The sequence below is a fragment of the Microbacterium sp. HD4P20 genome (assembly GCF_019449275.2).
Lineage (GTDB): Bacteria > Actinomycetota > Actinomycetes > Actinomycetales > Microbacteriaceae > Microbacterium.
In genome coordinates this window covers 131,236-144,377 of sequence record NZ_JAHZQZ020000010.1, presented here as the reverse complement: position 1 = coordinate 144,377, position 13,142 = coordinate 131,236, and the positions used below count along the sequence as shown (strand labels likewise).

Here is a 13,142-nt window from a genome sequence, read left to right as displayed (position 1 = left end):
TCCAGGATCACATCAGGCCGAGTAGCGTCGGCACGATGGTGACGATGGGCTCGAACACCGTCAGCAGCAGCAGCACGATCCCGAGGGGGATGAGGAAGGGCAGGATGCCGCGGAACAGCTCGCCCATGGGCCTTCGCGTGATCGACCCGACCACGAACAGGACCGCGCCGACCGGCGGCGTGAGCGACCCGATCATGAGGTTCAGGATCATGATGACCCCCAGCTGTACGGGGTCGATCCCGAACTGGCCGATGATCGGCATCAGGATGGGCACGAGGACCAGGATCACCGGGGGCGCCTCGAGGAAGATCCCGAGGAGGATCAGCAGCACATTCAGAAGCAGGAGGAACACGATCGGGTTGTCGGTGAGCGCAGCGAGCCATTCGCCCAGATTGCGTGACACCTGCTCGCGTGCGAGCACCTGCCCCATGAGGTTCGAGGCCCCCAGGATCAGCAGGATGCCGCCTGAGATGACGACGGTCTCCTTGGCGGCCCGCCAGAACGCCTGCAGCGTCAGCGTGCGGTAGATGACACCGAGCAGCAGCATGTATGCCGCTGCGATGCCGGCGCTCTCGGTCGGGGTGAACCACCCGCTGAAGATGCCTCCGAGGATGATGACCGGCAGCAGCATGGGCCCGATCACGCGCACGGCGGCCTTGCCGAGCATCCGGCCGTCGAACCGTCGGCTCGTCGCCACCTCGGGGTGCAGACGTACCCACACGAAGATGTATGCCGCCAGGCCCAGCGCCATGAGCGCCGCCGGGAGGATCGACCCGGCGAACAGCGCGCCGGTAGAGATGGATGCCGTCGCCGCGAAGAGCACCGCCGGGATGCTCGGCGGCATCACGGTGCTCATGAGCGAGCCCGAGGCCGTGAGTCCGGCCGAGAACCCGTACGGGTAGCCGGCCTTGAGCATCTGCGGGATCTGCACCTTGCTCGTCGAGGCGGCGTCAGCGAGGGCCGACCCGCTGATCCACGAGAACCCGATGGCGGTGCCGAGGTTGACGTACGCGAGGTTGCCGGGCAGGCGCGGAAGGAGCGCCTTGGCGAAGTCGTAGAGCCTGGTGGCGATGCCGAGGTGGTTCGCGATGGTGCCGACGAAGATGAACAGCGGCACCGCCAGCAGCGGAAAGCTGTTGATGCCGTTGACGATGGAGGAGATCGCATAGCCCGACGACAGTCCGTGACTGTAGAAGTAGAGCATGCTGGGCGCGATCATCGCGAAGGCGACGGGAACGCGCAGCAGAAGCAGGACGACGAGCAGGAGGAGGTACAGCCAGAGGTCCAAGGCCTAGCCCTCCATCTCGGAGATGTCGAGCTTGCGTTCGGGGCGGTGGGCGTAGGGAATCTTGAAGCCTGAGTGCACCGCAGCGGAGAGGAAGCCGATGAAGGCGAAGATGTAGAGGACGCCGAGCGGAACGTGCATCGCGGCGCTGGCTCGGCCCCATTCGGCCTCGATCTTCACGAACGCCTCGTATACGAGCGCCAGGCTCGTGATCACCATGACCACTGCCGAGATGACCCGCAGGACGACGAACAGCTTCTTGCCGGCCAGCAGCTGGTCGAACACCTCGAGCACGATGTGACCGTTGCGACCGACCAGGTAGCCGGTCGTGATGAACGTCATCGCGACCATCGACAAGAGCGCGAGCTCGCCGGCTCCCACCCATGCGAGCGCCGGGATGTACCGCCCGATCACCTGATACATCACGCCGATCACGATGAGGGCGAAGAGGACGACGCCCAGCGTGACCTCGACGGCCGAGAGCCCGCGGATGATCGCGGGGTCCGGTGGCACCCCTTGGTTGAGCTTGGGGACGGTGTAGTACGTGTCGGTGTGCCCGTAGATCGACTGCTCGCGCTCCGTGGCGCCCTCACGCGCTTGCCGCTCGCCGTCGCCGGGCTCGTCGCGGTCCTTGTCAGGCACCATGGCCAACCTCCTTGTTGGTGCGCGCCCGCCCACTGATGCCGGCCGCCCCTGCGACTCTGGATCGTCAGGCGGGCGTCTGCAAAATCGTGTTTCGACGAATGGGACACCGCAGCGCCGGACGGCGCGCACGGATGCGCGCCGTCCGGCGCTGCAGTGTCGATGGCTACTTGACGACGGTGACCGCTGCTGTCGAGCTCAGCAGCTGCTGAGTCCCGTCGGCGCCCGTCACATACGCCTGCACGGTGAGCGTCACCTCACCCGTCGGAACGTTGTTGTCGACGGCGGCCTTGTCGAACCGCACGATCAGCCGGTTCTTGTTGGCGGTGACCTTCACGGCGGGAATGGGCGTCTGCGACAGCGGCGTGATGAGCACGGCGCCGCTGTCGTAGGCATAGCCCTCCGGCAGCGCGAAGTGGGCGGTGGCGACGCCCTCGACGCCGGTGAAGATCCCGGTCTGCGACCCCAGGTTCAGCGTGGCGGGTGTGAATCTCAACGCGCCGGGCTGTTCCAATGGGTCGAGATAGACCTCGATCTTGCCGGTCGGCCGGGGGTCGGTGCAGTCGTTGAAGAAGTACTCACCTGCCCGATCGAAGGTGTGCTGGTAGCTCTCCCCCGGCTCCAGCTTGACGTTGAACTCGCCCTCGAAGAACTGCGTCGCACAATGCGGCTTGAGGTTCGGGAAGTTCGGGAACGTCTCTGCGCCCGGGTTGAGGAACGTGACCGTCGTGCCGGCCGGCACGCGGAGGTGCGTCGGCTGCATCGCGCTCTGCGCGGTGGCATCCTGGGCGACAGCGGTGTCCGCGGTACGGCTGCTGCGCGCGAGCAGCACCGTGTTGCCGACCGTATCGCCCGCGACGGCAGCACCGCTGATCGGGCGACGAATCGACAGCGGCGCGGTGGACGGTCCCTCCTGGCTGCCCGACTCGGTGGTGTAGGAACCCCCGAGTTTGAACGCCCACAGCGAATCGCCCCGGGTTACAGAGCCGCCGTACGGGTTCGTCGAGCCGGCCGCGAACACCGCGACATACTGCTCGCCGTCCACCTCATAGGTGACCGGCGCCGCGGCGATGCCCGAGCCGGTCTGGAAGTCCCAGAGGACCTCTCCGGTCGTGGCATCCATCGCCAGCACCCGGCCGTCGATCTGACCGACGAAGACGAGATCGGATGCCGTGGCCAGCGGTCCCTGACCGTGCGACATGTCGGTGCCCAGATGGTTACGCCACCGCACCTCGCCGGTCGAGGCGTCGTAGGCGAGGATGCCGCCGGTCTGGTACTGGCCCATGGCACGCTGCCCGTTGGCGGATGCGCCGTTCCAGTGGGCGACGGGGTTCGTGCCGTACGGGAAGTACACCAGGTTGGTGCTGTGGCTGTAGGCGTTGTTCGACCAGTCCCCACCGCCGTTCTGGCTGGTGGTCGAGAGGATCGGCAGATCCCACTGCGGGTCGTACATGCAGCCCTCGCGGTGCCCCGACGAGCCCTCGGGGTAGGTCAGGAAGGGTTCGTCGGCGGCGACGTAGCTGTCGGGGTTGAAGACGAGGTCGCCGTCAGCGTCGGGCTGGTAGCCGTTGTAGTTGGGCACGGCGCGCCACGGGTCTCCGGGGATGTTGTGCGGGTCGAGTTTCTGCCACACCAGGCACTCGGGCAGCAGTCGCTGCGCAGGGAAGGGCTGGGTGTCGGCGTGCGCTTGGCGGGAGTCGGTGATCATCGACTTCTGGACCACGGGAAGAACCGGCTCACCGTCGGTCCGGTCGAGGACGAACTGGTGGCCGGACTTGCTGCCGTAGAAGAGCACCTTGCGCTCTTGTCCGTCGACCTCGACATCGGCCAGGGTCGGCGGGTGCACGTTGTCCATGTCCCACACGTCGTGACGGATCGACTGGTAGTGCCACTTGTAGTCGCCGGTCGTCGAGTCCACCGCGACCAGCGTGCTCGAGAAGAGGTTGTCGCCCGGCCGCAATGAGCCGTTCTGCGACGAAGTGCAGCTGCGGGCGTTGCCGAAGGTCATGTAGTACATGCCGAGCTCGGGATCCACCGCGCCGTGGATCCACGGGGTCGAGCCGCCCACGAGCGCGCAGTCCGTCCCGTCGGGCAGCCTCGGACCCCACGTCTCGCCTGCGGCGACCGTGTTGCCGTTGACGTCGGTGTACACCGCGTCGCGGTCGGGTCCGCCGAAGAAGTGCCACACATAGCTGCCGTCGCTCGCATCGAGCGCGACCACCGCGGCGCGATCGCCGTTGGCCGCGTGCGCGTATACGAGGCCGTCGTGGTACACGGTCGCCACGCGCTCGAGGTTGCCCAGGAACTCGCCTTCCGGACCGGTGGGCTGAACGACCCACACCTGTTCGCCCGTGGCCTGGTCGAGGGCCACCACGCGATCGCCGTCGGCGTGGGTGAAGATCTTGCCCTCGCCGGCCGAGACGCCGCGGCGCGTTCCGGCGGTCTCGAATTCCGTCGGCTCCCACTTCCACACGGCTTCGCCCGAGGTGCCGTCGACGGCGATGACTCCGCCGCTCGGGGTGTCGAGATAGAGGACGCCGTCGACGACGATCGGCGTGGTCTGCTGGCCCACGTCATCCGTCGCCGGCGCCACGGCGGAGACGTGAGTGCGCCACGCCGGCGCCAGTTGGTCGAGATTGGTCTTGTCGATCTGGGTCAGCCCGCTGTAGTGCTGATTGCCGAGGTTGCCCCCGACGGTCGGCATGTCTGCTCCGGTCGGCTCGAGGCCAGTGAGTCCGTCGCTCTCCGAGGCGCTCGGCGCGTCCGGTTCGGCGGGTGGTACGAGACCGTACGCGGGTGTCGCGAGTGCGAGCACGAGCAGTGCCCCGACCCCCGCAACCCCCAGCCTGGTGGTCAGACGTTTGCGCATGCGTTGACTCCTTGATCCTCGCTGATCCGATGGGCGTGCCTAGGCGTTGTGACCAGGACGCTAAGGCGTGGTGACCGCGCCGACAAGGCTGCGGCCCACCGAGTGGTACACCGCCTGAGCGGGGCACCGCCCCGCGCCGACACCGCGGACTCCGGATGCGATACCGTCGCACTGACCGCGAGTCGAGCCGGGGGGAGCAGGCGTGAGGACGATCGCCGAGCCGGTACCCCCCGAGCCCATGACGCTCGCGAGAGCGGCTCGCAGCGCCCGCCACCGGACGACGCGGTGGACGGTGCTCCTCGCCGCCGCCCTCGCAGTCTCGGCGCTCCTGGCGATCGGGATCGGCCCGGTGCCCGTGGCCCCGGCCGACATCCTGGCGATCGTCGGCCATCACCTGTTCGGAGTTCCTGCCGAGGCGTCATGGACGGCCGCCGAGGAGGCGATCGTCTGGAACGTCCGTGTCCCGCGCGTGCTGCTGGGCATCGCCGTCGGCGCGGGCCTGGCACTGTGCGGCGCCGCTCTGCAGGCCATGGTTCGCAATATGCTCGCCGACCCGTACGTGCTCGGCATCTCGGGCGGCGCCTCGACGGGCGCCGCCGGGGCGATCCTGTTCGGCTTCGGCGCCGTCGTCGGTGAGTACGCACTGCCCGCGAGCGCGTTCCTCGGAGCGCTGGCGGCCGCACTCCTGGTCTACTTCATCGCCCGCACCGGAGGCGGCGTGACGTCGCTTCGCCTCCTGCTCGCGGGTGTCGCCGTCGGCTATGCGCTCTCGGCCGCGACGAGCTTCCTCATCTTCGCGTCGGATTCGGCCGAGGGGTCGCGCTCGGTGATGTTCTGGCTCCTCGGCTCGCTCGCTCTGGCCCGCTGGGACGCGGTCCTGGTCGTCGTGCTCGTGGTGGTCACCGTGACCCTGGCCGCCCTGCTGGTGACGGGCCGCCGACTGGACGCCATCGCGGCGGGCGACGAGACGGCGCTCACCCTCGGCGTGGCCCCCGAGCGCACCCGAGTGGTGCTGCTCGTCGTGGTGTCGCTGTGCACCGGCGCGGCGGTCGCCGCGGCCGGGGCCATCGGATTCGTCGGCCTCGTCGTGCCCCACCTCGCGCGCCGCCTCGTCGGTTCGGTGCACGCGCGGATGCTGCCGGTGACGGCGCTCCTCGGATCGCTGTTCCTGGTGTGGGCCGATGCCCTCGCCCGCACCGTGATGCAGCCCCGCGAGCTGCCGATCGGCATCCTCACGGCCATCGTGGGAGCTCCGTTCCTGCTCGTCCTCGTCCGCCGCATGTACGCGCGACGAGTCTGAACCGCCCGAGGAGATCCATGAGTCGCCGCCATCGTCTGGTCGCCGCCGCTCTCGCGGTGCTCGCCGTCGTCATCACAGGGTGCGCCCAGACGTCAGCACCCCAGGCCGAAGGCACCGCGCCGGGCGGCGGCACCCGCTATCCGCTCACGGTGACGAACTGCGGCGAGGACGTCGTGTTCGACGCCGCGCCGGAGCGCGTGATCCTGCTCGAGAGCGCTCCGGTCACGATCCTCGACGGGCTCGGGGTGCTCGACCGCGTCGTCGCGCGCGCGGGGTCCTTCCCGAACGGCTACTACGACGCCGACCTCGCACGCCGCATCGAGGGGATCGACTCGCTGTCGGACGACATCGACGCCTCGGGTCATCTCACGATGTCGCCCGAGGTCGTCCTCGCGCACGAACCCGATCTCGCGCTGGGCCTGCCCGAAGGCGTGACCCGCGAGGCGCTCCGCGACAGCGGAGTGAACGCGCTGATCCATCCGGTGTACTGCCCGTCGGGCGTCGGCGACGCGTCGTTCGACACGCTGTACGACCAGGTGCGGATGTACGGCGAGATCTTCGACCGATCGGACGAGGCCGAGTCTCTGGTGCGGGCATTGCAGGGGCGCGTCGCGGCGGTGATGAGCGACACGGCGGATGTCGCGCCTCGCACCGCTGCGGTGCTCTATCCGTCGGTCGGTGGCGGTCCGCTCTACGCTTACGGCCGTGGCTCGATGTCGCAGCCGCAGCTGGAGGCCGCCGGATTCGAGAACGTCTTCTCCGACGCCGCGGAACGCGTCTTCGAGGTGAGCGTCGAGGAGCTCATCGCCCGCGACCCCGACGTGCTGATCCTGCTGCATCAGGGCGGCGAGGACGGTGTCGCCGAAGAGATCGCGGGTCTGCCGGGGAGCGAAGCGCTGCGGGCTCTCGAGAACGGCGACGTCCTCCTGCAGCTGTTCAATTTCACCGAACCGCCCACGCCGCTGTCAGTGGACGGCCTCGAGCTCATCGTGGAACGATTCGGCTCATGAACGGCAGCGCTCGATGATCTCCACGGAGGGCGTGAGCCACTCGTACGACGGCGCGGCGGTGCTGCGCGAGGTCGCACTGGCGGCCGCTGCGGGCGAGGTCGTCGGACTGATCGGACCGAACGGAAGCGGCAAGACGACCCTGCTGCGCACTCTCTACCGCGGCCTGGTGCCCGACCGAGGCGAGATCGCGGTGGGGGGCGCGAGCATCGGCACCTACTCGCCGCGCGAGCTGGCCCGCATCGTGGCGGTCGTGACGCAGGAGGTCCACGGCGAGCTGCCCCTGACGGTGGCCGACACCGTGCTGCTCGGCCGGGCGCCGCACCAGGGTGCGTTGCAGCGCCAATCCGCGGCCGACATCGACATCGCCGCCGAGGCCCTGCGCCGCGTGGGCGCCGAGCATCTCGCCGATCGTGACGTCGGCGACCTGTCGGGCGGGGAGCGGCAGCGCGTGCTCATCGCGCGGGCGCTCGCCCAGCAGGCGACGCATCTGCTGATGGACGAGCCCACCAATCACCTCGACATCCACTTCCAGCACGAGATCCTCGGCCTGGTGCGCGAACTGGCGGTGACCACCGTCGTCGTGCTGCACGACCTCAACCTCGCCGCGCGGTACTGCGATCGCCTCGTGCTCCTCGACCGCGGGCGGGTCGTCGCTGCGGGCGACGCCGAAGAGGTGCTCGACCCGGCCGTCCTCGAGCCCGTCTACGGCATCCGCATCGACGCCGTGCGTGCCGGCGACGGCCGTCTGCAGCTTCTCTTCCGCGCGCCTTCCCACGGTGTGCCCCTGGCGCACGAGCACACGGGCACCCACGAGCACACCGACACCCACGAGCACACCGACACCCCCAAGCACGCCGATGGCGCCGGCATCCCGGCTCCTGATCACGCGGAGCGGGTCAACCCCCGGATGTAGGTCGCGACGATGAGCGCCACCCACGTCGTGAGGATGTACGGCCACGTGTACGTCACGACGCCCGCGCGATGCATCAGCAGCGTCACGACCGCGGTCACCGCCACCCACGGCAGTGCGTAAAGCCACGACGCAGTGGAGCTCTTGAGGAACGTCACCGACAGCGCGATCGCTGTGAGCACGCCCGAGTAGTTCGCCAGGCCGTTGGCGATCTCGCTCCACGGCTCCCCCATCGCCACCGCGACGACCGAGCCGACGACGCTGCCCATGAGAGCGGCGAGGCCCACCCGCCAGCTCGCGACGAACAGTGCCACGAGGATCAGCGCGCCGCACACCGCGTTGTCGATGAGCACCACCTGCGACACGTTGGTGAGGATCGAGAGCAGGAAGGCCGGAACCGGATCATCGGGAAGATCGGATGCCGACGCCGGCACCGCGAGCGCGGTCGTGGTCGTGGTCAGAAAGATCACGGTCGCGACGATCACGAACGGGGCCGTCGTGTACGGCAGGTGGTAGCGCTTGAGCGGCGTGCGGGTGAACAGCGCGTCGACGAGCCGCGTCACCGGTCCCGTCGCGAGGCCGCCGGCGAAGGCGAGCACGTACGACCACCACGCGGCGCCGCCGAGCGCCGCGAACACCGCGGCGCCGACGAGCGTGCCGCAGAACGACTGCATGCCCGTCGAGATGTCGCCGCGGCGGTAGCCGGCAGCCCGGCCGCCCAGCATCCCGCCGATCGCACCGAGCACGGCCAGCAGTCCCATGCGCCAATCCGCGACGAAGAAGGCCGCCAGGATGAGCAGTCCGCTCACCAGATTCTGCTGGAAGTAGATCTGCGACGGCCCGCGCACGAGGCCGAAGACCCCGGTTCGTCCGGTACCGAGTGCGACCGTGCTCATTGTCGGGCCTGCGCCTTCCGTCTCATTTGCGGATCGCCGGGGCCGGCAGCCCGGTGATCAGCTCGTGCATCGCTGCGGCTGCCGACGACGCCACCACGGCCGAGGTCACGGTGTCGTCGCCGACGAACCGCAGCCAGGCACCGGCGTCGTGGGGGAGGATGCTGACTCCTGCCCGCGCCGACTCATCGGCCGAATCCGCGAGCGCCCGTGTCACGGTGTCGTGCAGCGCATTCGCGACTTCTCGCGCCGGGACGCGAGACGTCACCACGTACAGACTCGTGACGACATCCCTTGCGCCCAGCACGGCGGGTCCGCCGACCTGGCCATCTCGAGGAACCAGACGCACCCGGTCCAGCGCGACCGGAATGCCCGCCGGGCCGGGCCGCGTCACCTCGAGGTCGCTCGCGAGCACGGCGTACGCGTGGCGCTCGCCCCGGCTGAGGCGTCCGGCGTAGATGGTCTCGCCGACGATCAGGGTCGCGTCCGGGTGTACCGTCGCGGCGGTGCGCTGATAGAAGCGCGCATCGATGTAGGGGATGAGGGGGTCGGGCAAGTACTCGACGTACGCGCCCTCTCCCACCTCGAGGTTGACCAGCGACGTCGCATAGCCCGCTTCCATCCGGTACACCTTGGTGTGCGCCTGCGTCGTCACGTGCGCCGACGTGCCCGGACCGAAGACCAGGTCGATCCGCTGCCGATCGTTGTGCAGGATGCCGCCCCCCGCGGTCATGAGGTAGGTGTAAGGCATGTCGGGCCGGGCCACGTTGTAGTACAGCGGCTGCATGATCTGCAACGGCGACTTCTGGAAGTGCCGCACGAGCTCGGTGCGGCGTGCCTCGCCGACGCCTCGCAGCGCGAACTCGAGCTCGAGGATGCCCACCTTGCCGGGACTGCCCACCGGCAGCGTGTGCGCCGCGGTGCCGTACCGGGCCACCTCCGACGGCACGTGCGCGGGTTCAAAGTGCGCCGGCTGCAGGCGGGGCCCGCCGTACAGGACCGGGGCGTCCGGAGTGGCGGCCGGATCCACGGGCGCGCCGGCGTCCTGCGCCGGAGCCGGGACGTCGGCCTCCGTCGCCGTCAGCACCGGCGCGTCGGCGCTCACGCGACCAGCTCGCCCTTCGAGGCGTGCCACACCGCCATGATCGTGTCGAACAGCTCGCGCACCCCGGTGCCGTCCAGCGAATTGGTGAGCACGACCGGCTTGCCGCTGCGCACCGCATGCGCGTCGCGCTCCATGACGCCGAGGTCGGTGCGCACGTACTGCGCGATGTCGATCTTGTTGATGACGAGGATGTCGCTCTCGGTGATGCCGGGTCCGCGCTTGCGGGGCATCTTCTCCCCCTCGGATGTGTCGAGCACGAAGACGAAGACGTCGGCCAGTGCGGGCGAGAAGGTCAGGGTGAGGTTGTCGCCGCCGGACTCGTAGATCAGGGTGTCGATGTCGGGGAAGCGCTCGAGCATCTCTTCACCCGCCGCGAGGTTCATGGTGGGGTCGTCGCGCACCGCGGTGTGCGGGCATGCCCCGGTCTCGACGCCCACGACCCGTTCGGGATCCAGGATGCCGGCGAGCTCGCGCCGCACGTGCTGCGCGTCCTCCTGGGTGTAGATGTCGTTGGTGATGACGCCGGGCGTTCGGCCCGCCGCCAGGAAGATGGGCACGAGGGCCTCGGTGAGTGCCGTCTTGCCGGAGCCGACGGGCCCCCCGATCCCGACTCGCAGAACGTTCTCGCTCATGTCGCGATGCTTCCTCTCATAGGGCGCCGGCTCGGGGCCGGCACCGGTCAGGTGGTGAACAGACGCGCCTCGGCGCGTTCGTGGCCGGCCGACACGATGTCGGCGACGGGCGCGAAACCGCCGATGTCGCGCAGCGGCCGCGCGATCGCATCGAGGGTGACCGCCTCGATGACCGGCTGCGCACGGCGAAGCAGCACCTGCGCGCCGCGGTGGTCGGTGAGCCGCAGTCGCAGCGCCGCACCGACGAAGCTCACGGCGAACGCGAACAGGTCGGATGCCACGGCCTCCGCGATCGGCACGCCGGTGGCCGCGTAGCAGACGGCCGTGACCACGGGCTGGCACCCGGGCGACTCCTTCGTCTTCACGCGGTTCGCCCACGTCGCGATGTCTTCCGCGCCCGGACCGTCCGCGAACGCTTCGCTCGCGATGTCGGCCAGCTGGCGACCGCTGCGCGTGCTGGCGACGCGCAGCTCGGCGTTGAGCTTCGAGGAGAAGAGGATCCGGTCGACGTCGGTGACGGCATCCCAATCCCGCAGGTTTGCCGCGTCGTGGGCGCGTGCCAGCGCCGTGGCATCCCCCGGCCCCACTGCGGCGGTGAGCAGGTCGGCGAGCAGATCGCCGACCTCGGCCGGGCGCACCAGACCCCGCTGATGGAAGCCCTCCAGACCGTGCGACATCGTGTAGAAGCCGCTCGGGAACGCCGAGTCGCTCAGCTGCAGGCTCACCAGCAGCCGGGCGACCGGCGAATCCACGTCGGATCGGGACATGCCTCAGACCAGGAAGAACAGCTGCGTCAGGGGCAGCGACTGTGCCGGCTCGATGTGCGCGGGCTCACCGTCGACCGTGACCTTGTACGTCTCGGGATCGACCTCGATGACCGGCGTCCTGCTGTTGCGCACCATGTCCTCCTTGCCGATCGAGCGGGCCCCGGTGACCGGCAGGATGCGGCTCTTCAGGCCGAGCTGCGTGGGCACGTCCTTCTCGATCGAGACCTTCGAGACGAACGTCGCGCGGGTCTGGTGCAGCGTCTGGCCGAGCGCGCCGAACATCGGCCGGAAGTACACCGGCTGCGGCGTGGGCAGCGACGCGTTCGGGTCGCCCATGAGTGCCCAGTTGATGAGGCCGCCCTTGATCACCATCTTCGGCTTGGCGCCGAACGTGTCGATCGGCCACAGCACGATGTCGGCCATCTTGCCGGGCTCGAGCGAACCGACGTACTGAGAGATGCCGTGGGTGATCGCGGGATTGATCGTGACCTTGGCGAGGTAGCGCAGCACCCGGAAGTTGTCGTTGCCCTCGGCGTCCTCGGGGAGCTTGCCGCGCTTGTCCTTGCAGTGGTGGGCGGTCTGGAAGGCGCGGGTGACCGACTCGCCGATGCGGCCCATCGCCTGCGAGTCCGACGAGAACATCGAGATGATGCCGAGATCGTGCAGCACCGTCTCAGCCGAGATCGTCTCGGCGCGCACGCGCGAGTCGGCGAACGCGACGTCTTCGGGGCTGTCGTACGACAGGTGGTGGCACACCATCACCATGTCGAGCAGCTCGTCGATCGAGTTGACGGTGTACGGCAGCGTCGGGTTGGTCGAGGACGGCAGCACGTTGCTCTGCCCCGCCATGCGGATGATGTCGGGAGCATGCCCGCCGCCGGCGCCCTCGGTGTGGAACGTGTGGATCGTGCGTCCGTCGATCGCCGAGATGGTGTCTTCGACGAAACCCGCCTCATTGAGGCTGTCGGTGTGGATCGCGACCTGAACGTCGTACTCGTCGGCCACCCGCAGCGCCTGGTCCAGTGCCGCCGGAGTGCTCCCCCAGTCCTCGTGGACCTTGAGCCCGCCCGCGCCCGCCTCGATCTGCTCGATGAGGGCCTCGGGCAGGGAGCCGTTGCCCTTGCCGTGGATGCCGACGTTGACCGGCAACTCGTCCCACGCCTGCAGCATCCGGTGGATGTTCCACGCGCCGGGGGTGCACGTCGTGCCGTTCGTGCCGTCGGTCGGGCCGGTGCCGCCGCCGAACAGCGTCGTGATGCCGTTCGACAGCGCGGCGTACGCCTGCTGCGGCGAGATGAAGTGCACGTGCGGGTCCATCGCGCCGGCGGTGGCGATCAGGTGCTCGCCGGCGATGACCTCGGTGCCAGGACCGACCACGAGCTTCGGGTCGACGCCGTGCTGGGTCTGCGGGTTGCCCGACTTGCCGATGCCGACGATGAGGCCGTCCTTGACGCCGATGTCGGCCTTGACGATCCCGAGGATCGGATCCATCACAATGGCGTTGGTGATCACGAGGTCGAGGGCGCCCTGCGTCTGGCTGGCCAGCGGATCGGCGCCCATGCCGTCGCGTGCCGACTTGCCGCCGCCGTAGACGATCTCGTCGCCATAGCTCTCGGCGGCGTAGTCCTTCTCGATCTCGATGATGAGGTTCGTGTCGGCGAGCTGCACCTTGTCGCCCACGGTCGGGCCGAAGAGGTCGGTGTACTGCCTGCGAGGGATGACGGCCATT

The 13,142-nt window shown here is 69.1% G+C and carries 11 protein-coding genes; 3 read left to right on the top strand and 8 right to left on the bottom strand.

Going from position 1 to position 13,142, the window contains the following annotated elements:
• Window positions 1-7: 7 nt before the first annotated feature.
• From K0817_RS02850 to K0817_RS02840, 3 genes are all read right to left on the bottom strand, one after another.
• On the bottom strand, window positions 8-1,288 hold the full coding sequence (locus K0817_RS02850; protein ID WP_219979848.1) for a TRAP transporter large permease: 1,281 nt from the start codon (window positions 1,286-1,288) through the stop codon (window positions 8-10).
• A gap of 3 nt (window positions 1,289-1,291) precedes the next feature.
• Window positions 1,292-1,930 (bottom strand): TRAP transporter small permease, encoded by a 639-nt coding sequence (locus K0817_RS02845; protein WP_219979847.1) that lies wholly within the window; start codon window positions 1,928-1,930, stop codon window positions 1,292-1,294.
• A gap of 163 nt (window positions 1,931-2,093) precedes the next feature.
• Window positions 2,094-4,796, bottom strand: coding sequence for a PQQ-binding-like beta-propeller repeat protein (locus K0817_RS02840; protein ID WP_219979846.1), 2,703 nt, complete (start codon window positions 4,794-4,796; stop codon window positions 2,094-2,096).
• Between the two features lie 238 nt (window positions 4,797-5,034).
• On the opposite strand from K0817_RS02840, the gene K0817_RS02835 reads away from it, so the two are divergent.
• From K0817_RS02835 to K0817_RS02825, 3 genes are read left to right on the top strand one after another with little or no spacing between them, the layout of a single operon-like run.
• A complete protein-coding gene (locus K0817_RS02835) occupies window positions 5,035-6,096 on the top strand; it encodes an iron ABC transporter permease (RefSeq protein ID WP_219979845.1) in 1,062 nt (353 codons plus the stop codon).
• Window positions 6,097-6,113: 17 nt separating this feature from the next.
• On the top strand, window positions 6,114-7,106 hold the full coding sequence (locus tag K0817_RS02830; protein ID WP_219979844.1) for an ABC transporter substrate-binding protein: 993 nt from the start codon (window positions 6,114-6,116) through the stop codon (window positions 7,104-7,106).
• A 13-nt stretch (window positions 7,107-7,119) separates the two neighbouring features.
• A complete protein-coding gene (locus tag K0817_RS02825) occupies window positions 7,120-8,019 on the top strand; it encodes an ABC transporter ATP-binding protein (RefSeq protein ID WP_219979843.1) in 900 nt (299 codons plus the stop codon).
• Here the strand turns inward: K0817_RS02825 and K0817_RS02820 are convergent.
• The 5 genes from K0817_RS02820 to ureC are packed head-to-tail and all read right to left on the bottom strand — an operon-like array spanning window position 7,989 to window position 13,141.
• Window positions 7,989-8,912 carry an urea transporter gene (locus tag K0817_RS02820; protein ID WP_219979842.1) on the bottom strand — a complete coding sequence of 308 codons (924 nt, stop codon included), beginning with the start codon at window positions 8,910-8,912 and terminating at the stop codon, window positions 7,989-7,991. The genes K0817_RS02825 and K0817_RS02820 overlap by 31 nt on opposite strands.
• 22 nt (window positions 8,913-8,934) lie before the next feature.
• Window positions 8,935-10,044, bottom strand: coding sequence for an urease accessory protein UreD (locus tag K0817_RS18665; RefSeq protein ID WP_219979841.1), 1,110 nt, complete (start codon window positions 10,042-10,044; stop codon window positions 8,935-8,937).
• Window positions 10,011-10,646 carry an urease accessory protein UreG gene (gene ureG / locus K0817_RS02810; protein WP_219979840.1) on the bottom strand — a complete coding sequence of 212 codons (636 nt, stop codon included), beginning with the start codon at window positions 10,644-10,646 and terminating at the stop codon, window positions 10,011-10,013. Before ureG ends, K0817_RS18665 begins: the two co-directional genes overlap by 34 nt.
• A 47-nt stretch (window positions 10,647-10,693) precedes the next feature.
• The gene (locus tag K0817_RS02805; RefSeq protein ID WP_219979839.1) at window positions 10,694-11,413 is read right to left on the bottom strand and encodes an urease accessory protein UreF; all 720 of its coding nucleotides are present in this window, start codon (window positions 11,411-11,413) and stop codon (window positions 10,694-10,696) included.
• Between the two features lie 3 nt (window positions 11,414-11,416).
• Window positions 11,417-13,141, bottom strand: coding sequence for an urease subunit alpha (gene ureC, locus K0817_RS02800; RefSeq protein ID WP_219979838.1), 1,725 nt, complete (start codon window positions 13,139-13,141; stop codon window positions 11,417-11,419).
• Between the last annotated feature and the right edge of the window lies 1 nt (window position 13,142).

Coding starts and splice junctions, on each gene's coding strand:
- K0817_RS02845 (WP_219979847.1), bottom strand. CDS start 1,930: ATGGTGCCTGACAAGGACCGCGACGAGCCCGGCGACGGCGAGCGGCAA.
- ureC (WP_219979838.1), bottom strand. CDS start 13,141: ATGGCCGTCATCCCTCGCAGGCAGTACACCGACCTCTTCGGCCCGACC.
- K0817_RS02825 (WP_219979843.1), top strand. CDS start 7,120: ATGATCTCCACGGAGGGCGTGAGCCACTCGTACGACGGCGCGGCGGTG.
- K0817_RS02840 (WP_219979846.1), bottom strand. CDS start 4,796: ATGCGCAAACGTCTGACCACCAGGCTGGGGGTTGCGGGGGTCGGGGCA.
- K0817_RS02820 (WP_219979842.1), bottom strand. CDS start 8,912: ATGAGCACGGTCGCACTCGGTACCGGACGAACCGGGGTCTTCGGCCTC.
- K0817_RS02835 (WP_219979845.1), top strand. CDS start 5,035: ATGACGCTCGCGAGAGCGGCTCGCAGCGCCCGCCACCGGACGACGCGG.
- ureG (WP_219979840.1), bottom strand. CDS start 10,646: ATGAGCGAGAACGTTCTGCGAGTCGGGATCGGGGGGCCCGTCGGCTCC.
- K0817_RS02830 (WP_219979844.1), top strand. CDS start 6,114: ATGAGTCGCCGCCATCGTCTGGTCGCCGCCGCTCTCGCGGTGCTCGCC.
- K0817_RS02805 (WP_219979839.1), bottom strand. CDS start 11,413: ATGTCCCGATCCGACGTGGATTCGCCGGTCGCCCGGCTGCTGGTGAGC.